General features: G+C 36.8%; 14 protein-coding genes, 2 tRNA genes and 2 rRNA genes (1 of these 18 only partly in view). 14 read left to right on the forward strand and 4 right to left on the reverse strand.

The genetic code is table 11. The features are described 5' to 3' along the window. Nucleotides 1-148 precede the first annotated feature (148 nt). Nucleotides 149-721, forward strand: a complete 573-nt coding sequence (locus ACVWNY_RS05590; RefSeq protein ID WP_218327663.1) for a TetR/AcrR family transcriptional regulator — start codon at nucleotides 149-151, stop codon at nucleotides 719-721. 40 nt (nucleotides 722-761) lie between these two features. Further along, a tRNA-Ser gene (locus ACVWNY_RS05595) sits at nucleotides 762-849 on the forward strand. A gap of 312 nt (nucleotides 850-1,161) precedes the next feature. Here ACVWNY_RS05595 and ACVWNY_RS05600 read toward each other — a convergent pair. Next, a complete protein-coding gene (locus tag ACVWNY_RS05600; protein ID WP_218327664.1) occupies nucleotides 1,162-2,172 on the reverse strand; it encodes an LptM family lipoprotein in 1,011 nt (336 codons plus the stop codon). A 1,294-nt stretch (nucleotides 2,173-3,466) separates the two neighbouring features. Further along, nucleotides 3,467-4,273 (reverse strand): Cof-type HAD-IIB family hydrolase, encoded by an 807-nt coding sequence (locus ACVWNY_RS05605; protein ID WP_218327665.1) that lies wholly within the window; start codon nucleotides 4,271-4,273, stop codon nucleotides 3,467-3,469. Between the two features lie 168 nt (nucleotides 4,274-4,441). Between ACVWNY_RS05605 and ACVWNY_RS05610 the strand changes: the two genes are divergently transcribed. Continuing rightward, nucleotides 4,442-5,644 carry a multidrug efflux MFS transporter gene (locus ACVWNY_RS05610; RefSeq protein WP_218327666.1) on the forward strand — a complete coding sequence of 401 codons (1,203 nt, stop codon included), beginning with the start codon at nucleotides 4,442-4,444 and terminating at the stop codon, nucleotides 5,642-5,644. A 358-nt stretch (nucleotides 5,645-6,002) separates the two neighbouring features. Here the strand turns inward: ACVWNY_RS05610 and ACVWNY_RS05615 are convergent, their stop codons facing one another. After that, nucleotides 6,003-6,191 (reverse strand): YjzD family protein, encoded by a 189-nt coding sequence (locus tag ACVWNY_RS05615; RefSeq protein WP_218327667.1) that lies wholly within the window; start codon nucleotides 6,189-6,191, stop codon nucleotides 6,003-6,005. Nucleotides 6,192-6,296: 105 nt separating this feature from the next. On the opposite strand from ACVWNY_RS05615, the gene ACVWNY_RS05620 reads away from it, so the two are divergent. From ACVWNY_RS05620 to pyk, 3 genes are all read left to right on the forward strand, one after another. Continuing rightward, on the forward strand, nucleotides 6,297-9,533 hold the full coding sequence (locus ACVWNY_RS05620; protein WP_218327668.1) for a DNA polymerase III subunit alpha: 3,237 nt from the start codon (nucleotides 6,297-6,299) through the stop codon (nucleotides 9,531-9,533). A gap of 142 nt (nucleotides 9,534-9,675) precedes the next feature. Then, nucleotides 9,676-10,638 carry a 6-phosphofructokinase gene (gene pfkA, locus ACVWNY_RS05625; protein ID WP_218327669.1) on the forward strand — a complete coding sequence of 321 codons (963 nt, stop codon included), beginning with the start codon at nucleotides 9,676-9,678 and terminating at the stop codon, nucleotides 10,636-10,638. A 62-nt stretch (nucleotides 10,639-10,700) separates the two neighbouring features. Continuing rightward, nucleotides 10,701-12,485 (forward strand): pyruvate kinase, encoded by a 1,785-nt coding sequence (gene pyk, locus ACVWNY_RS05630; RefSeq protein ID WP_218327670.1) that lies wholly within the window; start codon nucleotides 10,701-10,703, stop codon nucleotides 12,483-12,485. A 116-nt stretch (nucleotides 12,486-12,601) separates the two neighbouring features. Here pyk and ACVWNY_RS05635 read toward each other — a convergent pair whose 3' ends face one another. After that, complete coding sequence (locus ACVWNY_RS05635; RefSeq protein WP_218327671.1) at nucleotides 12,602-13,381, reverse strand: ABC transporter ATP-binding protein; 780 nt, start codon at nucleotides 13,379-13,381, stop codon at nucleotides 12,602-12,604. Between the two features lie 148 nt (nucleotides 13,382-13,529). Between ACVWNY_RS05635 and ACVWNY_RS05640 the strand changes: the two genes are divergently transcribed. The 8 genes from ACVWNY_RS05640 to ACVWNY_RS05675 all read left to right on the forward strand — a co-directional run. Next, nucleotides 13,530-14,069, forward strand: a complete 540-nt coding sequence (locus ACVWNY_RS05640) for a YceD family protein (RefSeq protein WP_218327672.1) — start codon at nucleotides 13,530-13,532, stop codon at nucleotides 14,067-14,069. Nucleotides 14,070-14,128: 59 nt separating this feature from the next. Further along, nucleotides 14,129-14,308: a 50S ribosomal protein L32 gene (rpmF, locus tag ACVWNY_RS05645; RefSeq protein ID WP_218327673.1), complete on the forward strand. Its 180-nt coding sequence runs from the start codon at nucleotides 14,129-14,131 to the stop codon at nucleotides 14,306-14,308. Nucleotides 14,309-14,452: 144 nt separating this feature from the next. Then, a complete protein-coding gene (gndA, locus tag ACVWNY_RS05650) occupies nucleotides 14,453-15,877 on the forward strand; it encodes an NADP-dependent phosphogluconate dehydrogenase (protein WP_454071816.1) in 1,425 nt (474 codons plus the stop codon). 153 nt (nucleotides 15,878-16,030) lie between these two features. Beyond that, complete coding sequence (locus tag ACVWNY_RS05655; protein WP_218327675.1) at nucleotides 16,031-16,717, forward strand: response regulator transcription factor; 687 nt, start codon at nucleotides 16,031-16,033, stop codon at nucleotides 16,715-16,717. Next, nucleotides 16,714-18,231 (forward strand): HAMP domain-containing sensor histidine kinase, encoded by a 1,518-nt coding sequence (locus ACVWNY_RS05660; protein ID WP_218327676.1) that lies wholly within the window; start codon nucleotides 16,714-16,716, stop codon nucleotides 18,229-18,231. Before ACVWNY_RS05655 ends, ACVWNY_RS05660 begins: the two co-directional genes overlap by 4 nt. Nucleotides 18,232-18,759: 528 nt before the next feature. Then, nucleotides 18,760-20,319: ribosomal RNA gene (locus ACVWNY_RS05665) — 16S ribosomal RNA — on the forward strand. An 82-nt stretch (nucleotides 20,320-20,401) separates the two neighbouring features. After that, nucleotides 20,402-20,474: transfer RNA gene (locus tag ACVWNY_RS05670), tRNA-Ala, on the forward strand. A gap of 183 nt (nucleotides 20,475-20,657) precedes the next feature. After that, nucleotides 20,658-21,502, forward strand: a 23S ribosomal RNA gene (locus tag ACVWNY_RS05675) (it continues 2,068 nt past the right edge of the window). The 16S and 23S rRNA genes sit together here with 1 tRNA gene alongside, the layout of an rRNA operon.

The following is a 21,502-nucleotide window of genomic DNA, read 5'->3' on the forward strand; positions in this document are numbered from 1 at the left end:
TTTTACAGAAAACACTCAAGTTAGAATCTATTTAATAAGAAATTTTACATTTTTTGAATAACATTTAAGATAGGGGTTGCCAAACTAAATACTTTGAGTTTAAAATAAAATTACAAGAAAAATAATAACACCTCAGGAGGAAACGTTGATGAGAAGAAAAGTGTACACAAAAGATCAGATTTTGAAGGCCGCTTATGAAGTTGTTGAAGGAGAAGGCTTTTCTGGATTCACCGCCCGAAATATTGCTAAAAAAATGGGAATCAGTACACAGCCAATCTATTTGGAATTTAAAAATATGGGTGATTTAAAAAATACTTTATTAGATGAGATTTGTAACCATCTATATTACGATGTTTTTCCAGAGGTACGGACTGGAGATACGATTATTGATTTAGGCTTAAATTATGTTTACTTTGCCAAAGAGCAAAATAATTTATACAACGCTCTTTACGTACAAGAATACGGTGGTGGGAAAAAGATGCATGATTTTTCTTACAAGTATTTCCGACAATTGGTTAGTGAGCACCCTAAATATAGTAAGTTAGATGAAAATCATATCAATGCTTTACATGTAGGTAGTTGGATTACGGTTACTGGGATTGCAACATTGATGTCTTCAGGAATCATTTCGCCAACACAAGATGAGATTGTTCACTTGTTGAACCGTGCCATCGAAAATGTTTTAGAAAAAGAAGATACATCAGTCTTAGATTCTTTATAATTCTTGACATTTACTTTCAAAGAGGTAAGATAATTTGTGCGGAAGGTTGGCAGAGTGGTAATGCAACGGACTCGAAATCCGTCGAACCGGTTCATCCCGGCGCGCAGGTTCAAATCCTGTACCTTCCTTATATATCTTACAAATAATGCTAGAAACATTGATACAGAGCAATTCTGTTAATGTTTCTAGCTTTTTTTTGTAATTGACTAACTTTCGAGATAATTCACTAGTTCATTCACGTTTTTACGATTTTTTTGTTATATCCAACAGTTATAAGTAGTCTGAATTTCTCGCTTGGTAACTTTTCGACAGTTTCTTTTTCAATTGCCATTTGTATCAATTCTTTCAATTTGATAAAATAGGCATAATTAAATAAGCTTATTCCTTAGGTTAATTTATTCTGCACAATCTGACTCTTGGAGGGGTGGGATTGTGTTTTTTTATTGCAGATCTATAGTTGCATCATATTCATGATAAGCATTATCATCATTAAAATCATCAGTATCATAACTGCTATTAAATTTTAACCGTATTTGGTTAATATCAGTAACGTTTTCTAGGTTTCTTAGTGGAAATGAAGCATAGCCATTAACTTTACTACCACTAAACAAATCTCCAGCGAACGATTTCATGTGGTAACTGCCTTCAGTTTGTTCACCTGTATTTGTATTTAAAGTTGCATATTCCGGAAAAATGCCAACATCTCTTGAAGTATTATCAATGTTAAAGTGAACCATGATAAATGCTGGGTATTCTTCATCAGAGTAATCTTTGAAGTCTTCAACTTTTAGTATACTTACTTCATCAATTGAGACGTTAACCCCAGACCAAGAACTATCCGACCAATTAGTGGCGTAATCTTTTTGATCAATAATTTTTGTTTTTTCTGCACCATTATTAGTAGCTAAATAACTAAATTTCTTATTATTTTTTAAGAGTGAATTATCTTTTTTCTCAGATTTTGATGATGAATCAGATTCATCGTTACTTTCCTTTTTATTTTGTTTATTTTTTTCAATTGGTTTTAATACCATCTTCTCACTTTCTGAAGAATCACTTATTTTTTCAGGTGTTAGGATAATATTTTTCCCTTCACTCCCAACCAAGTATGTTTCATCTTCTGAGTTATCTTTATCGTCGCTCTTCCATGTCAGCTTGTTTTTATCTAAAGTATACTCATATTTAAAATTCATTTCATCGATAATACTTTTAGCAAATTCTTCTCCAATTGATTCCATTTCACTTTTAGCTGAAGATTCCATGTTATTTGAATCAATTGAAAATGTTATAACATGATCAGAAAAGCTAAGGATCATTGATGGATAATCACTTTTCTCAGATTCTACAATCCAATCATTTGCTTTTAAATCTGCTGTTGATATGTTCCTTCCGCAAGCCGCTAAACTAAATACTGCAATGAGCGTTAAAATACTACCAATAATTTTTTTCATTTCTTTCTCCTTTAGGTTCATAATATTTATTTTAAAAGCCTAGTTCATACCAACAAAAACTGTGAAAGGCTTTAAAATACACTTTTTTAAAATTAAGTAAGAAAATTTTTAACACAAGGTATTAAATTGTTCTTGTAACCAAGTTAGTTAGTAAAAAGGCTACAACTAAAAGACCTAAAAACCGTTCCCCAACGTTCATTAGGCTTTATTGCATTTTTTTAACTTTGCGTTAATTTTAACATCACGTGTTAAAAGAGTCGATGAATATTTCGATTTGCTAACTTATTTGCTTTCAAAATAAATATGAGGAGGCGATATTATGCCGGATACAACAAATTTACGAGAGCGAATTATCAAGTTTAAAGAAGCAAACAAACTGGTTTAATTAATGTTAGTAAGTTAGAAGTATTTTCAGCTTTATCAGGTAAAAGAACTGACCCAAAGTCAAATTTAATTATTTCTATATTAAAACAAGCATTTGGCGTTAAGTGAGGAGGATTTGTCAATGCAACAATTCGTTTTGATTTCATTGGATGATCTGAAAGTATTGATATCAGAAAAAGCTATTCCAAATAAAGTGTGGAACTCGCAACATGTTGCGTAATATTTGAAAGTCACATTACCAACTTTATTTAAAGAAACAAGAGCAGGAAAGATACCTGGTGTTCAGGTTGGAAGTACAGCTTAATAGCCTTATTTTGTAGCAAAGAGGGATTGAGATGCAGTTATGATCAAATAATTTCAATTTCAAAGGTAGGTCTTTAATTCAATGTCGGAGACAACAATTACAAGTTGATGGTGATGCATTGAATAAATCAAAATTAATGACTGTCTATCAAAAGGAACAGATAAGTAAAGATCAAGAGGATTTAAGGGCTTTTGAGCTTGAGCTAGGATGAAAAATTTAAATGAAATAGATTAATTTCTCAGTAATTATGATGTGTTTATTAGCCACGTCGGTAATGGCTTTATATAATATTTGGATTTCATATGGCTACATTATTTTAATAAACAAACAAATTAACCACCATGGCTTATTGAAGTTTTTGCCCCAGCAATTGATCAAATCGCATGATTGGTAATGAGGAATTTTGTTTTTTGTAAAGGGGAATCTTTGTTAAATAAAGGCTTATGACAGCCAACTTTAAGTGTTTAAGGTTCCTATACCTTCCTTATATTTTACTTTTTATATTAGCTAGCAATATTGATAGCACTACTGTTGATATTGTTAGTTTTTTATTTAATAAAAAAACAGCCTGAAAATTTCAGACTGTTAAGTACAATTGTTAAATGATTATAGATCCAAATATTTTGTTAGATAATCTGCTAGACCATCTTCAGAGTTTGGTTTATCAGTAATATCATTAGCGACACTTTTCACTTGGTCAGTTCCGTTTGCCATTGCAACACCCCAGCCGGCATATTGCAGCATATCGACATCATTGTGTTCGTCTCCAAAAGCAATGATATCTTTCTTGTCCATTTGGAATTCATCGATTACCCGTTCTAAACCATGGGCTTTTTGAATACCTTTAGCTACTACTTCTAAAATTGATGAAGGACCGCCCCATGTATTGACTTCAATCTCTTGACCAAATTGATTTTTTAGTTCATTAGAGACACTGACTAAATTTTCAGGTTGGCTACGAAGAAGCATTGAAGTAGGATTGCTAGTTAAAGTATCAGTGGTTAATAGATTATCTAAAGTTGCTTGTTCAGAGGCGAATAGACCCTTATCAAAGAAATTTAAATCATCAATAAAAAAGGTATTTCGATTTTCTGCAGCAATAAAGTCTAATTTGAGATTCTTTTTTTCAGCCAATAAGTCAAAAACAATTTTACGATTTATTGCAGTTTCTTGTTCGCCTTTCCATTGTTTGCCAGGAAGATGAACTAGAGCACCATTAAAATTAATCATGGGTGAAGTTAGCTTTAATTGGTGATAAAATTGTTGGCTCATGCGGTAAGGTCGACCAGTTGCAATGACAACTTGATGGCCGTCTTCAACAGCACGTCGCAAAGTTTTAAATGTTTTTTCTGTAATGATTGAATCTTGATTTAAAGTAGTACCATCTAAGTCAATCGCGATTAATTTTTTCATGTAATCTCCTCGTTTCAATTTGTTTAAGTCTAGCATATTGTAACGAAAACACAACTATATCAGGCTTTTTTTCAGTTTCTTGCAAATTTTTTAAGATTTATTGTCTAATTCTAAAGATAGCAGTATAGTATAATTGAGTCATTTTGGACTAGATAGGGAGCGAAAAAAATGAAAGTTAATTGGCGAAGAAATCTCTTCGTTACGTGGATTGGTTGTTTTTTCACTGGCGCCAGTTTTAGTTTGGTTTTACCATTTATTCCAGTTTATGTGGAGCAATTAGGAACCCCAGCGTCTCAAGTAGATATTTTTGCAGGACTAGCAATTTCAGTAAATGCCTTAGGAGCAGCTATTTTTTCTCCATTGTGGGGAAATTTGGCGGATCGAAAAGGTCGAAAAATGATGATGGTACGTGCCGCAGCAGGGATGACGATAACTATGGGTTCGTTAGCATTTGTGCCAAATGCCTATTGGTTATTGATTATGAGATTTATGACTGGAGTCTTGGCGGGCTACATACCAAACGCAACTGCCATGATTGTCTCACAAACACCAAGAGAAAAAAGCGGTTGGGCGCTTGGCACTTTATCAACCGGTGCTTTAGCCGGAAATTTAATTGGTCCATCGATCGGCGGGTTATTGGCCCAATTATTTGGATTAGAAAATGTTTTCTTGATTACCGGTGCGATTTTATTCATCTGTATGATTTTAACTATCTTTTTAGTACAAGAGAATTTTGTTCCAGTGAAAAAAGGCGAGATGATTAGTATTCGAGATCTAACGAAAAAAATAGATCATGTCTCTGTTTTGATCGGTTTATTTATTAGTACTATGATTTTACAGCTGGGAATTACCAGTATTAGTCCAATTTTGACATTGTATATCCGGCAATTAAATAGTCATGGTGGCAATACTTTGTTAATCAGTGGTTTTATCGTTTCAGTTTCTGGGATTTCTGCAATCGCTTCTTCACCGACATTGGGAAAATTAGGCGACCGTATCGGCAATCATAAAATTTTAATTTTTGGCTTGGTCTTATCCTTCTTATGTACTGTGCCAATGGCATTTGTGCAGACGCCTTTTCAATTAGGCGTATTGCGCTTCTTCCTGGGATTTTCTACAGGAGCTTTAATGCCATCTATTAATACGTTGATTGGGAAAATGACCCCAAAAGAAGGCGTCAGCCGTGTTTACAGCTATAACCAAATGTTTAATAATTTTGGACAAGTTATCGGCCCAATGTTGGGTTCTGGAGTTGCAAATACCTTCAGCTATTCAATGGTATTTATTGCGACGAGTGTTTGTATATTCGGAAATATTCTTTTGAGCCTCTTTAATTTTAGAAAATTATTATTCAAAAAAACTGCTAAATAAAAAGCAGTTTTTTGTGATTTTGCAATAAATTAGCAGTGAAATAAATGACTTGTTGTTTGGATTAAGGGGATTAAAAAATGCAGAAAAGTATTTTTAAAACATCAGAATTTTGGGTAGCAGTTCTTAACTTGGTAGTGATGCTATTAGCATTATTTGGTCAAACACGAACGACCATCGTCTGGGTTACAGTAGTTATATTCTTGCTGAATTTTCTTATTTGGATTTATAGGGCATTTAAAAAAGTGAATCTTATAAAATAGAAGAAGTATTTTCAACGATGAAAAACAACCATCGTATGAAACTAGGAAAAAAATAAAAAACCAGTTACAATAGAGTAACTGGTTTTTTGTTGAAAAAATTATGCTTTTTTTGTCATGTTTTGTTTTGGCTTAACGAAGCTAGCAACAATAATTGCCATTAGACCAACAAAAAGTGAAATGCCGGTAGATAATGGGAAATTGTAAGCACCGCTTTGTAAGGCGCTACCAAGATAGCAAACTGCCTGACCAATTAAGAAAGCCCAAAAGAAAGTCACTAAATATTTCATTTGAGACACCTCTTTTCTCATATTTTCTAGTTCAGTTTAGCATTATTTTCTGAAAAGTAAAGGAAAGTCTCAAGAGATTGTTATAGTTTAAACTTGGAGGATTCTATGAAATTACCACAACTATATACGAGAACTTCATATTCTTTGTTAAAAAGCACCTTAACCGTTGATTTCTATGTAAAAAAAGCTAAAGAACTAGGTTACTCAAGCATAGCGATTACTGATGATGATGTGCTTACTGGGGCTGTTGAATTCTCTTTAGCTTGTCAAAAATATCAAATACAGCCGATTATCGGTTTAAATTTAAGTTTTTCTTCTATTGAAGAACGCCATATACTATTATATGCCAAAGATTTGCTTGGTTACCAAGAATTGATGCGAATTTCTTCTGAACGAATGATTGCGGAAAAAATTTTATCCTTAAAAGATCTCAATATCCAGTCTGACCATTTGATAGCAGTCCTGCCAACGTTTATTTCTGAAGAAGAAGCTGATCAGTTACTTTTATCTTTTAAGGAAATCTATCAAGGTATTTCTAGTAATCAAGAAAATATAAACAGTAAGTTACCGCTAGTTGCGCTTCACGAAGTCAATTATTTAGAGCCTCAAGAGGCTTTTGCAATAAAAGTGATGGATCATTTACAAAACGGTACCCATATTTCGAATGAAGAATTACATGTAACAGAAGGTCCAAATTTTTTAACGTCTCATGAAATTTTTGCTACTGCTTATAATGATCATCCGGAAGCGATTGGAAATGCCCAAAAAATAGCTGATGCATGCCAACTAGAAATTCCCTTACATCAAAAACTTTTACCCCATTATCCTGTCCCTGATGGGGAATCAGCCGATAACTATTTAGAGGAATTATGTTGGGAGAAATTATCTGAACGTGTGGAAACTGTTACGGAGGTATATCATGAACGCTTAACAATGGAATTATCCATTATTCATCGAATGGGTTTTGATGATTACTTTTTAATTGTTTGGGATGTGATGGATTATGTTCACCGCAATCAGATTGTTAGTGGTGCTGGACGGGGTTCAGCAGCAGGATCGCTAGTAGCTTATGTTTTAAATATCACAGATGTTGATCCGATTAAATATGATTTATTATTTGAACGATTTTTAAATCCTGAACGAAATTCGATGCCAGATATAGATTTGGATATTCCTGATAATCGACGCAATGAAATTCTACATTATGTTAAAGAAAAATACGGTCGTTTTCACGTTGCGCAAATTGCTACATTTGGTACAATGGCAGCCAAAATGGTTCTGCGTGATGTTAACCGGGTATTTGGGTTATCGCAAAGCGAAGCCAATCGCTGGTCAGCAGCTATTCCCAATCAATTAAAAATTACCTTGGGCCAAGCTTATGAGCAATCGGATCGTTTGCGAAACTTAGTGAATCAAAGCGAACGGAATCAATTATTATACCAAACTGCTTTAACTTTAGAAGGATTACCTCGCCATGTTTCTACCCATGCTGCAGGAGTTGTTATTAGTGATCAAGACTTGGTTAATTTAGTTCCTCTGCAAAATGGCGCGGAAGATATTTTATTGACGCAATTTACGATGGGAGACGTTGAACGTCTTGGTTTATTAAAGATGGATTTCCTTGGTTTGCGTAATTTATCAATTATTGACACGACATTAAAAAACATCCAACAGTTTAATCATGAAACACTTACGTTAAACCAAATTCCATTAGATGATCCAGCAACTTTAGAACTTTTTCAGCGAGGGGACACGGCAGGCGTTTTCCAATTTGAATCTGCTGGTATTCGTAATGTTCTAAAAAAATTGGGACCGACTTCAATCGAAGATATTGCCGCGGTGAATGCTCTATATAGACCGGGTCCAATGCAAAATATCGATACTTTTATTGCTAGAAAAAAAGGAAAAGAACCTATTACTTATCCTGAAGCGGCGCTCCAACCAATTTTAGAAAACACCTATGGCATTATTGTTTATCAGGAGCAAATTATGCAGGTTGCTGCTAAAATGGCTGGCTTTAGTCTAGGACAAGCAGATATTTTAAGACGAGCAGTAAGTAAAAAGAAAAAAGACATCTTAGATGAAGAAAGAGAACACTTTGTCAAAGGTTCTATGGATCAAGACTATAGTCAGCAAAGTGCGGAAAAAGTCTATGATTATATTGAACGTTTTGCCGATTATGGTTTTAATCGTTCCCATGCTTTTGCTTATTCTTTTGTAGGTTATCAAATGGCGTATTTAAAAGTTCATTATCCCGGTCCCTTCTATACCGCTTTATTACAGTCTGTTCGTGGTGATAGTAAAAAAATGCGGGAGTATATTGCTGAAGCAAGTCGTGCAGGGATTGATTTATTGGGTCCAGATATTAATAAAAGTCAATTTAGTTTTACTCTGATAGATAAAAATTTAATGCGTTTTGGTTTAGATGCAATTAAAGGTATTCGACGTGATTTTGTGGCAAATATTTTAAGTAGTCGCAATCAAGGTGGTTCATTTAAGTCTTTAGACCAGTTTTTACTGAGAATTGATGAGCGATGGTTAAAATATGACTACATTGCACCACTCATTTATATTGGCGTTTTTGATAATTTGCATAACAATCGAAAAGAACTATTAGCAGAATTAGAGGGCAAGTTACAAAATGTTGTATACAGTGGAGGCAGTTTAGATCTATTAAATATTATGAGTTTGAAAAAGCAAGAATTAACTGATTATGATTTAGCTGAAAAATTAGACATCGAAGAACAGTATTTAGGTTTTTATTTGTCTGGGCATCCAACAGAGGGTTTTCCTAAGTTAAATAAACAGCGCAATATTCAATCAATTAGTCAATTAGCAGTCGGTAGTCAGGCTGAGATTTTATTCTATTTAAAAGAAATTCGTGAGATTCGTACAAAAAAAGGCGAAAAAATGGCCTTTTTAACCGGCAATGATTTAAGCGGTGAAATTTCTGCAACCGTATTTCCACAGTATTATCGCCGTGTTCGTGAAAATTTGTCGATCAATCAAGTTTATTTATTAAAAGGAAAAGTAGAGCGAAGTAATTATGATCAAAGTCTGCAAGTTTTGGTAGAGGAAATAACCTTGGCGGAATCAGTGGAGAATACTTTATCTGATCAAACCCTTTATTTAAAAGTGACAAAAGACCGACCAGTCAAAGAAACTGAGCAATTGATTGCTGATATTTTAAAAAAATCAGCGGGAAATATCCCAGTGATTATTTATTTCGAGTCAGACGGTCGAAAGATTGCGCTGAGTAGAAATTTTTGGATAGGTCGTAATGAACGGATATTAACTGAATTAGGTGACATATTAGGGGGAGAAAACGTCGTATTAAGATGATTTCATCTGATTTCCAAAAACTTTTTACCGTTGGAAAAGCTTACATCTCAATTGATGGAGGACTTTTCTAACTTTCTTTGATAGAATAAATCGTGAATCAAATTGATGGTTGTTAGTTTGAAATATAATTTGAGGTGAGAAAATGAAACGCATAGCAATTTTAACTAGTGGTGGAGATGCGCCGGGTATGAATGCAGCAATCCGTGCTGTTGTTCGTAAAGGGATCCACGATGGACTTGAAGTATACGGTATTAACTATGGTTATGCCGGTTTAGTTGCTGGTGATATTCGTCGTTTAGATATCGCGGATGTTGGAGATAAAATTCAAAAAGGTGGAACGTTCCTTTATTCTGCTCGTTATCCTGAATTTGCTACTGAAGAAGGGCAATTAAAGGGTATTGAACAATTGAAAAAATTTGGTATTGAAGGATTAGTTGTTATCGGTGGAGATGGTTCTTATCACGGTGCAATGGCGCTGACTCGTCATGGTTTCCCAGCTGTGGGTATTCCAGGAACGATTGATAATGATATTCCGGGAACGGATTTTACAGTTGGTTTTGATACAGCTATCAACACGGTCTTGGAAGCAATTGATAGAATTCGTGACACAGCAACATCTCACGTACGGACTTTTGTTATTGAAGTAATGGGTCGTAATGCTGGCGATATCGCCTTGTGGGCAGGTGTAGCTGGCGGAGCAGATGAAATTGTTATCCCAGAACATAATTTTGATATGGAAGCTATCGCTAAAAAAATTCAAGCTGGCCGTGACCGCGGGAAAAAACATTGTCTAATTGTTTTAGCCGAAGGTGTAATGGGCGGTAATGAATTTGCTGAGGAATTATCAACATATGGTGATTTCCACACGCGTGTATCTATTTTAGGACACATTGTTCGTGGTGGTTCCCCAAGCGCACGTGATCGGGTGTTAGCTAGTAAATTTGGTGCATATGCGGTTGAATTACTAGAAGAAGGTAAAGGCGGCTTATGTATTGGGATGAAAAATAATGAAGTTGTTTCAGCCGATATTATTGAAACTCTTGAAAACAATAAGCATGTCCCTGATTTGTCATTGTTTGATTTAAACAATACAATCTCATTTTAATCTCGTTAATAAATAGTGAAACTATTTAATTATAAACAATCAAGAATGGAGCGTTTTACGTAATGAAAAAGACCAAAATTGTTAGTACATTAGGACCAGCAAGTAACTCAGTAGAAATTATTTCACAATTAATCGAAGCTGGGGCAAATGTATTTCGTTTTAACTTCTCTCATGGTGACCATGCAGAGCAATTAGAACGGATGGAAATGGTACGTACAGCAGTGAAAGAAACTGGTATGGATGCTGCCATCTTATTAGATACAAAAGGTGCGGAAATTCGTACGACTGTTCAAGATACAACAGAAGCTGACTACGGTCGCGCTGGTTACATTAAATTTGAAGTAGGCGATCAAACACGCATCGCTATGGATCCAGAATTAAAAGGAACAAAAGAAAAAATCTCTGTTACTTATCCAGGGTTATTTGATGATGTTCATATTGGTGGTCATGTACTATTTGATGATGGCTTAATAGATATGGAAATCCTTGAAAAAGACCAAGCCAACCGTGAATTAGTAGTAGTTGTTAAAAATGCTGGTATGTTAGGTTCTCGTAAAGGTGTGAATGCACCAGGCGTTTCTATTTCATTACCTGGTATCACTGAAAAAGATGCTGATGATATCCGTTTTGGTTTAGATAATGACATCGACTTTATTGCAGCAAGTTTTGTTCGTAAAGCACAAGATGTTTTAGATATTAAAGAAATTTTAGAAGAAAAAAATATGATGCACGTTCAAATCATTCCGAAAATTGAATCTCAAGAAGGTATCGACAATATCGATGAAATCTTGAAAGTCGCTGACGGAATTATGATCGCCCGTGGAGATATGGGTGTAGAAATTGCACCAGAATTAGTACCTATGGTTCAAAAACGCATCATCAAAAAATGTAATGCTGCTGGTAAATCTGTTATTACTGCAACTCAAATGTTAGAAAGTATGCAAGAAAACCCACGTCCAACACGTGCAGAAGCTTCTGACGTTGCCAATGCTGTCTTTGATGGTACTGATGCAACAATGCTTTCTGGTGAGTCAGCAAATGGTGACTACCCAATTGAAGCAGTTGGTACAATGGCTAGAATCGATATGGAAGCTGAACAAGCATTATCAGAATTAGGTTCATTCCAAATTAATCATTTTGATAAAACAGACGTAACTGAAACAATCGGTTTATCTGTTGCCCGTGCAGCTAAAAACTTGGGCGTTAAAACAATTGTAGCGGCTACTGAATCTGGTCATACAGCCAAAATGATTTCAAAATATCGTCCAGATGCTGATATTTTAGCAGTTACTTTTGACGAAAGAACAAAACGTGGTTTAATGTTAAACTGGGGTGTTTTCCCAACTGTTGCTGAAAAACCTTCAACAACTGATGAAATGTTTGAATTAGCAACTAAAAAAGCGGTTGATTTAGGCTTTGCTAAAGAAGGCGATTTAATTTTGATCACTGCTGGCGTACCAGTTGGTGAACGTGGAACAACTAACGTTATGAAAGTTCAATTAATCGGTTCTAAATTGATTGAAGCACAAGGTGTTGGTGAAAGAACAGTTGTTGCCAACGCTGTTGTTGCTGGCTCAGCTGAAGAAGCAAACAAAAAAGCTAAAGATGGTATGATTTTAGTTGTACCAACAACTGATAAGGACTATATGCCTGCGATTGAAAAAGCTTCAGCTTTGATTGTAGAAGATGGTGGTTTAACTTCTCACGCAGCTGTTGTAGGGATTGCTCAAGACATTCCTGTTATTGTAGGTGCCAAAGATGCTACTGCAACTGTTATTGATGGCGAACTAGTTACTGTTGACCCTCGTCGTGGTATTGTATACCGTGGAGAAACAACAGCAATCTAATAGTAAATAAAAACTCGAAAACCGCTAATTATGCGGCTTTCGAGTTTTTTACTTGTTCATTATTTGTAAGATACTGAGTAAGTTTAATTATTTTTGATTGGTTAAAATTAAATAATTTAGTCTCCTGGTAAAACCATCAACCGTTCAGGTGTAATTTCTTGAAAACGGATTGGTCGATTATAAAATTTTGACAGTATTTGTTTATTAAAAAGTTTATCGCGAGTATCATTTGCAAAAATAGTGCCGTCTTTTAACAACATAAGGTGTTGGAAAATTGGTAAAAGTTCTTCTGTATGATGAGTAACAAAAAGTAAGGTTGGGGCATTTTCTTGTGTCGCTAACAACTCAATCTTATTTAGCAACTCTTCACGGGCAAATAAATCAAGACCATTACAAGGTTCATCTAAGATTAATAGTTCTGGTTCTGCCATTAAAGCCCGGGCAATCAAGACAATTTGTCGTTCGCCTTGTGACAACAAATGATAGGTTTTTCCAATTAAATGACTGGCTTCAAAGAGCCCTAGTAAAGATTTCGCTTTTTTTAAATCTTCTGGTTGATATTTTTGATAAATGCCTATGCTGGCAAATTTTCCGGAAAGAACGATCATTTCAGCTAGTTCATTGGTACGAATGCGGTATTGAAGAGCGGTGGATACCCAGCCAATTTTTTTCTGTAATTCTGGGATTGAAGTTTTCCCAAATACTTCACCCAAGACGGTTAATTTTCCGCTGCTAGGCCATAAGGAACCTGTGATTAATTGCAGTAGCAACGTCTTGCCAGCACCATTTAATCCTAATATTCCCCAATGCTGTCCTGTTCCCATCTGCCAGTTAATTTGTTTTAATAGGTTTCTTTTTTCTCTTGTAAAAGTGACATTTTCAAAAGATAGTATCATTGTCAAACCCCCTCATTTTTTAGCTAGTTTAGCATAAATTGAAACGAAAAAAACAATTTATCGGAATATTTCAAGGTGTCAAGAAAATTTCATTGACAACTAAATTTAACACCTGTATAATAGCGATTGTTGCTTAGAGGTGATGAAGATGAAATGGTCGATTGGTGAATTGCGTCGTTACCAAGATGAGCCTTTAAATTTTTCCGAAACTGTTGATGTTAAGAAGAATTTGATGGCCCGAGATAACGAAATTTTAGATGTGCAACCAGTTGCTGTGACAGGTATTTTATCTGTTGCAAAAAATGAATATTTGTTACATTATCAACTAAAAACTGTTGTAACAGTTCCTTCTGCTAGATCGCTTGAACCAGTTGAATTGCCATTAGACTTGTCAGTTGACGAGATTTTTATGACACGAGAAAATTGGTCTGATTTAGAAGATCGGGATGAAGAGGTTTTAGTGCTTGATTCTGATTCAATTGATTTAACTAATTCGATTGAAGACAACATTTTACTGGCTATTCCTTTGCAAGTTTTTTCAAAAGAAGAAGAAGCTGCAGATGAATTACCAAAAGGAAATGATTGGCAGGTCATTAGTGAAGAAGACTATCTACAACAAAAAAATCAACAACCAGTTATTGATCCTCGTCTTGCAAAGTTATCTGAGTTATTAAATGAAGAAGACTAAGTAGGATTGGAATAGATGTATCTTCATGATACAAATTTTTTAAGGAGGTGGAACACCAAATGGCAGTACCAGCTAGAAAAACTTCAAAAGCGAAGAAAGCAAAACGCCGTACACATTACAAATTAACTATCAAAGGATTAAACGAATGTCCTAACTGTGGTGAAATGAAAAAAAGCCATCACGTTTGTGCCAACTGTGGCTACTACGATGGGAAAGATGTAATGGCTAAAGAAGCATAAGCATTTTTTGATAGAGCTTATTAAACCCCAAGACTAACCATGGAGTCTTGGGGTTTTTCTTTTAAAAAAAACCAATTCATTTCTCATTTATTATTTGTTAAGCTATAATAAGTTTGATATGAGCTATATTTAGGAGGTCTTTGTATGACAAAACAACAATTTGGTGTCGTCGGAATGGCGGTAATGGGAAAAAATTTGGCTTTAAATATTGAAAGTCGAGGATATTCAGTAGCACTATTTAATCGAACAGGTGCAAAAACGGACGAAGTAGTGACAGAACATCCAGATAAAAATTTAAAAGCTACTTATACAATGGAAGAATTTGCATATTCAATTGAAAAACCGCGCCGTATTTTACTAATGGTTAAAGCTGGTCCAGCAACAGATGCAACAATTAAAGAATTATTACCTCATTTAGACAAAGGTGATATCTTGATCGACGGTGGAAATACCTTCTTCCAAGATACCATTCGTCGAAATGAAGAATTAGCTAACTCTGGTATTAATTTTATCGGTACGGGTGTATCCGGTGGCGAAAAAGGAGCATTAGAAGGTCCTTCAATGATGCCTGGGGGTCAAAAAGAAGCGTACGACTTAGTAGCGCCGATATTTGAACAAATTGCTGCCAAAGCAGATGAAGATGGCGAACCATGTGTAACTTATATTGGACCAAACGGTGCCGGTCATTATGTAAAAATGGTGCATAATGGAATTGAGTATGGTGACATGCAATTAATCGCTGAATCATACGATTTGATGAAACAATTACTAGGCCTTTCAGTTGAAGAATTGGCTGATGTTTTTAGTGAATGGAATAAGGGCGAATTAGATAGTTATCTGATTGAGATTACTGCTGATATTTTGACTCGTAAAGACGATGAAGGCACTGGCAAACCAATTGTTGATGTTATTTTAGATGCAGCAGGTAATAAAGGAACTGGTAAATGGACGTCACAATCTGCTTTAGATTTAGGGGTACCTTTACCATTAATTACTGAATCTGTGTTTGCTCGTTTCATTTCAGCCTATAAAGAAGAACGAGTAAATGCTAGTAAGGTTTTAGCAGCACCAGCTGAATATAAATACGAAGGCGATAAAACTGAATTAATTGAAAAAATTCGTCAGGCTTTGTACTTTAGTAAATTAATGAGCTATGCACAAGGATTTTCTCAATTAAGAACCGCTTCAAAAGAATATGATTGGGATTTGCCATTTGGTGATATTGCAAAAATCTGGCGTGCCGGTTGTATCATCCGTGCTCGTTTCTTGCAAAAGATTACTGATGCGTATAAAAAAGATCCAGATATTGCTAACTTAATGTTGGATGATTATTTTAAAGATATTGCTGCAAAATATCAAAAAGCCGTTCGTGAAGTTGTGGCCATTGCGGTTCAAGCAGGGATTCCAGTACCAACTTTCTCTTCAGCAATTACCTACTACGACTCTTATCGTGCTGAACGCTTACCTGCAAACTTGATCCAAGCGCAAAGAGATTACTTTGGTGCCCACACGTATGAACGAACAGATAAAGCAGGAATCTTCCACTATAGCTGGTACCACGAAGAATAATTAACCAAAAATAACTAGGGAATTTCAACAAAATGATCTTCCTTAGTTTTTTTATCTAAGATTTCATGTTAGAATTGACTATAGCTTTTTGAATGATTTATGCCTATAATAACAAAGGTTTAATCAAATCAAAATCGGAGAGGAATTAATTTAATGAGCAATATTCTGATTATTGAAGACGAAAAGAATTTAGCCCGTTTTGTGGAATTGGAATTAAAACATGAAGGTTATGAAACAGAAGTTCACTATAATGGTCGAACTGGTCTAGAGGCTGCCCTTGAATCAGATTGGGATGCTATCTTACTTGACTTAATGTTACCAGAACTAAATGGGTTAGAAGTCTGTCGCCGCGTACGACAAGTTAAAAATACGCCAATTATCATGATGACTGCAAGAGATTCAGTCATTGACCGCGTTTCAGGTTTGGATCATGGTGCTGACGATTATATCGTAAAACCATTTGCGATTGAAGAGTTACTAGCTCGTTTGCGCGCACTATTACGTCGAATCGATATTGAAGGTGATAAGAATGTTGCGAAACAAACAACTATCACTTATCGCGATTTAACAATCGAAAAAGAAAATCGTGTTGTTCGTCGAGGTAGTGAAATCATCGAATTAACCAAACGTGAATACGAATTACTATTAACCTTAATGGAAAATGTGAATGTTGTATTGGCACGTGACGTATTATTAAACAAAGTCTGGGGTTACGAAACTGAAGTTGAGACAAACGTAGTGGACGTGTATATCCGTTATCTACGTAATAAAATTGATGTACCAGGCGAAGACAGTTATATCCAAACTGTTCGTGGAACTGGTTACGTTATGCGCTCATGATAAAAATTTTCAATAAAGACAAAGAACTGCAAGGGCCTTCTCTCACTATTAAGTGGGCCTTTACTAGTTCTTTCTTTATATTCGTAGTATTTACCATTTTTGCGGTAATCACTTATAAGTCGTCTGTGAATTTAATCGTAAATAAAGAACGAGTGAATATTGCCAACACGATTTCCGAAGTTTCTTCTCGTTTGTCAAACGCTGACGAAGAATTGACTTTGGTAAACACCTACCGGACTTTAACAGAATCCACCAGTAGTGATACAGCTTTATATGATCAAAACATGACTTTAGAAGGCAACATTATGCGGATTGATAGTTTTATTTCTGAATTAGGACAACCGCAATTATCGCTCTCTATTTATAATTTAAATAAGAAATTGGTATTTAAAACCCAAGATGTCTATCAACCATTGGTTCAAAAAAAAGAAATGGTACCTAAAATCGTGACTTTAGATGGAGAGAATGGCTTTTTATCAGTGGAACCTGTTTACTCAAAGGAAAGCAAAGAAAAAATTGGTTATGTCCAAGTATTTTATCAGTTGACTGATTTTTACGAAATGCGCAGTAAGTTGTTACTTACCTTGATTGTGCTGGAAATTGTTTCGCTGGTGGTTAGTAGTATTTTAGGCTTTATGCTTTCTTCATATTTTTTGAAACCTTTAAAACTTTTACGAGATACAATGGATCGCATCCGGCAAGATCCGCAGGCTGAAGTCCATGTACCCGAAATCAATTCAAATGATGAGTTAGCGGATCTTTCATCTATGTTTAATGATATGATTGATCGGATCAGAATGTATGTAGAACAGCAAGAACGATTCGTTGAGGACGTTTCCCATGAATTGAGAACGCCAGTTGCTGTAATTGAAGGTCATTTGAACATGTTAAATCGTTGGGGAAAAGATGATCCTGAGATATTAGAAGAATCAATTGCTGCGAGTTTACAAGAAATCAATCGGATGAAGAGTCTTGTTCAAGAAATGTTAGATTTGTCACGAGCTGAGCAAGTAGATGTCTATTATAGTAATGAGGTTTCTAATGCTAAAGAAGTGACTTACCAAGTATTTAATAATTTTAAATTACTATATCCAGAATTTACATTTACCTTAGACGATGATTTGGTTCATGAAAAGGTTCTAAAAATTTATCGAAACCACTTTGAGCAAATTTTAATCATTGTGTTAGATAATGCGGTGAAGTATTCAACAGAGCGTAAAGAAGTACATCTTTCTATATCTTCAACATTTAATGATTTTGAAATTGCCATTCAAGATTTTGGTGAAGGTATCCCGAATGAAGACGTAGACAAAGTATTCAATCGTTTTTATCGTGTTGATAAGGCACGGGCAAGAACAAAAGGTGGTAATGGTTTAGGCTTGTCGATAGCTCATAAACTTTTGGAAAGCTATAAAGGAAGAATTACAGTAGAAAGTTCATTAGGAAAAGGGACAATTTTTAGAATTTACATCCCAATTCAAGAAATAAAAATAGATGATGAAACACAAAATTAGCTTCAGAGTAAAATCTGAGGCTTTTTATTTTATAGTAGAAACGAAAGATGAATTACGAAATTGTTTGCAATGGATGTTATTCATGAATATTAATCGAACAAAATAATAGAACTTTTAGTTTTCGTTCGGTTAATAAAAAATGTAAAAAAATATTACTTTTTTGGTTGCATTAAGAAGGGAAGATTGCTATATTATTATATGTCCCATGAGGGAAGAAACTTCTTGAAATCAAGTGTTGACGGATGGTTTCGCTTATGGTAACTTATAAAAGTTGTTGATTTAATCCAGCAAATTTGTTTTTTTATCTTAAAAATATTTCAAAAAAGTGTTTGACTTTAATTTTGAAATCTGATAAGATATAAAAGTTGCTGGTGCAACAGAAATAGACCTTTGAAAACTGAACGAATAAGACGAACCAAATGTGTAGGGCGTTCCTATTAATAGGAACAAACAATACAAAGCAAGCAATATGCTAGTAACAAGTCAATTAATACAATTGAGCTAACAGTCGCAAGACTGTGCAAACTTTTTAATGAGAGTTTGATCCTGGCTCAGGACGAACGCTGGCGGCGTGCCTAATACATGCAAGTCGAACGCTTTTTCTTTCACCGGAGCTTGCTCCACCGAAAGAAAAGGAGTGGCGAACGGGTGAGTAACACGTGGGTAACCTACCCTCCAGCGGGGGATAACACTTGGAAACAGGTGCTAATACCGCATAACAGAGAAAACCGCCTGGTTTTCTTTTGAAAGGCGCAATTGCGTCACTGGAGGATGGACCCGCGGTGCATTAGCTAGTTGGTGAGGTAACGGCTCACCAAGGCAACGATGCATAGCCGACCTGAGAGGGTGATCGGCCACATTGGGACTGAGACACGGCCCAAACTCCTACGGGAGGCAGCAGTAGGGAATCTTCGGCAATGGACGAAAGTCTGACCGAGCAACGCCGCGTGAGTGAAGAAGGTTTTCGGATCGTAAAACTCTGTTGTCAGAGAAGAACAAGGATAAGAGTGGAAAGTTTATCCCTTGACGGTATCTGACCAGAAAGCCACGGCTAACTACGTGCCAGCAGCCGCGGTAATACGTAGGTGGCAAGCGTTGTCCGGATTTATTGGGCGTAAAGCGAGCGCAGGCGGTCTCTTAAGTCTGATGTGAAAGCCCCCGGCTCAACCGGGGAGGGTCATTGGAAACTGGGAGACTTGAGTGCAGAAGAGGAGAGTGGAATTCCATGTGTAGCGGTGAAATGCGTAGATATATGGAGGAACACCAGTGGCGAAGGCGGCTCTCTGGTCTGTAACTGACGCTGAGGCTCGAAAGCGTGGGGAGCAAACAGGATTAGATACCCTGGTAGTCCACGCCGTAAACGATGAGTGCTAAGTGTTGGAGGGTTTCCGCCCTTCAGTGCTGCAGCTAACGCATTAAGCACTCCGCCTGGGGAGTACGACCGCAAGGTTGAAACTCAAAGGAATTGACGGGGGCCCGCACAAGCGGTGGAGCATGTGGTTTAATTCGAAGCAACGCGAAGAACCTTACCAGGTCTTGACATCCTTTGACCACTCTAGAGATAGAGCTTCCCCTTCGGGGGCAAAGTGACAGGTGGTGCATGGTTGTCGTCAGCTCGTGTCGTGAGATGTTGGGTTAAGTCCCGCAACGAGCGCAACCCTTATTGTTAGTTGCCATCATTTAGTTGGGCACTCTAGCGAGACTGCCGGTGACAAACCGGAGGAAGGTGGGGATGACGTCAAATCATCATGCCCCTTATGACCTGGGCTACACACGTGCTACAATGGGAAGTACAACGAGTCGCGAAGTCGCAAGGCTAAGCTAATCTCTTAAAGCTTCTCTCAGTTCGGATTGTAGGCTGCAACTCGCCTACATGAAGCCGGAATCGCTAGTAATCGCGGATCAGCACGCCGCGGTGAATACGTTCCCGGGCCTTGTACACACCGCCCGTCACACCACGAGAGTTTGTAACACCCGAAGTCGGTGAGGTAACCTTTATGGAGCCAGCCGCCTAAGGTGGGATAGATGATTGGGGTGAAGTCGTAACAAGGTAGCCGTATCGGAAGGTGCGGCTGGATCACCTCCTTTCTAAGGAAAATTACGGAGACTACACAAGTTTATCTTTATTCGTTCAGTTTTGAGAGGTCTATTTAAAAATTAGATACTTTTAGGGGCCTTAGCTCAGCTGGGAGAGCGCCTGCTTTGCACGCAGGAGGTCAGCGGTTCGATCCCGCTAGGCTCCATTGATGACATTGGTCATCATATTCGTTCATTGAAAACTGGATACAAAAAACAAACCAAAAATTTTTAAAACAAACCGAGAACACCGCGTTGAATGAGTTTTTTAATAGTTCAATTGCTTATTTTTTATTTATTGGAACTCTATCGCTAGAGGGAAGATAAAGACCCAACCGTAAGGTTGATAAGGTTAAGTGAATAAGGGCGCACGGTGGATGCCTTGGCACTAGGAGCCGATGAAGGACGGGACTAACACCGATATGCTTCGGGGAGCTGTAAGTAAGCTTTGATCCGGAGATTTCCGAATGGGGAAACCCAGCATCTTTAACAGGATGTTACTGTTCAGTGAATACATAGCTGAATGGAGGTAGACGCAGAGAACTGAAACATCTAAGTACCTGCAGGAAGAGAAAGAAAAATCGATTCCCTGAGTAGCGGCGAGCGAAACGGGAAAAGCCCAAACCAAGAGGCTTGCCTCTTGGGGTTGTAGGACTCCGATATGGTAGTTGATTGAAATAATCGAAGGACCTGGAAAGGTCTGCGAGACAGGGTAAAAGCCCCGTAGATGAAATTTGAATCACACCTAGGAGGATCCTGAGTACGGCGGAACACGAGGAATTCCGTCGGAATCCGGGAGGACCATCTCCCAAGGCTAAATACTCCCTAGTGACCGATAGTGAACCAGTACCGTGAGGGAAAGGTGAAAAGCACCCCGGAAGGGGAGTGAAATAGATCCTGAAACCGTGTGCCTACAACAAGTCAAAGCCCGTTAATGGGTGATGGCGTGCCTTTTGTAGAATGAACCGGCGAGTTACGATCCCATGCGAGGTTAAGTCGAAGAGACGGAGCCGTAGCGAAAGCGAGTCTGAATAGGGCGAATGAGTATGTGGTCGTAGACCCGAAACCATGTGATCTACCCATGTCCAGGTTGAAGGTGCGGTAAAACGCACTGGAGGACCGAACCCACGTACGTTGAAAAGTGCGGGGATGAGGTGTGGGTAGCGGAGAAATTCCAAACGAACTTGGAGATAGC

The sequence above is a fragment of the Enterococcus sp. JNUCC 77 genome, from assembly GCF_054819945.1.

Bases quoted from the DNA above. Each gene is read 5' to 3' on its own strand.
- ACVWNY_RS05590 (WP_218327663.1), top strand. From the start codon at position 149: ATGAGAAGAAAAGTGTACACAAAAGATCAGATTTTGAAGGCCGCTTAT.
- ACVWNY_RS05600 (WP_218327664.1), bottom strand. From the start codon at position 2,172: ATGAAAAAAATTATTGGTAGTATTTTAACGCTCATTGCAGTATTTAGT.
- ACVWNY_RS05605 (WP_218327665.1), bottom strand. From the start codon at position 4,273: ATGAAAAAATTAATCGCGATTGACTTAGATGGTACTACTTTAAATCAA.
- ACVWNY_RS05610 (WP_218327666.1), top strand. From the start codon at position 4,442: ATGAAAGTTAATTGGCGAAGAAATCTCTTCGTTACGTGGATTGGTTGT.
- ACVWNY_RS05615 (WP_218327667.1), bottom strand. From the start codon at position 6,191: ATGAAATATTTAGTGACTTTCTTTTGGGCTTTCTTAATTGGTCAGGCA.
- ACVWNY_RS05620 (WP_218327668.1), top strand. From the start codon at position 6,297: ATGAAATTACCACAACTATATACGAGAACTTCATATTCTTTGTTAAAA.
- pfkA (WP_218327669.1), top strand. From the start codon at position 9,676: ATGAAACGCATAGCAATTTTAACTAGTGGTGGAGATGCGCCGGGTATG.
- pyk (WP_218327670.1), top strand. From the start codon at position 10,701: ATGAAAAAGACCAAAATTGTTAGTACATTAGGACCAGCAAGTAACTCA.
- ACVWNY_RS05635 (WP_218327671.1), bottom strand. From the start codon at position 13,381: ATGATACTATCTTTTGAAAATGTCACTTTTACAAGAGAAAAAAGAAAC.
- ACVWNY_RS05640 (WP_218327672.1), top strand. From the start codon at position 13,530: ATGAAATGGTCGATTGGTGAATTGCGTCGTTACCAAGATGAGCCTTTA.
- rpmF (WP_218327673.1), top strand. From the start codon at position 14,129: ATGGCAGTACCAGCTAGAAAAACTTCAAAAGCGAAGAAAGCAAAACGC.
- gndA (WP_454071816.1), top strand. From the start codon at position 14,453: ATGACAAAACAACAATTTGGTGTCGTCGGAATGGCGGTAATGGGAAAA.
- ACVWNY_RS05655 (WP_218327675.1), top strand. From the start codon at position 16,031: ATGAGCAATATTCTGATTATTGAAGACGAAAAGAATTTAGCCCGTTTT.
- ACVWNY_RS05660 (WP_218327676.1), top strand. From the start codon at position 16,714: ATGATAAAAATTTTCAATAAAGACAAAGAACTGCAAGGGCCTTCTCTC.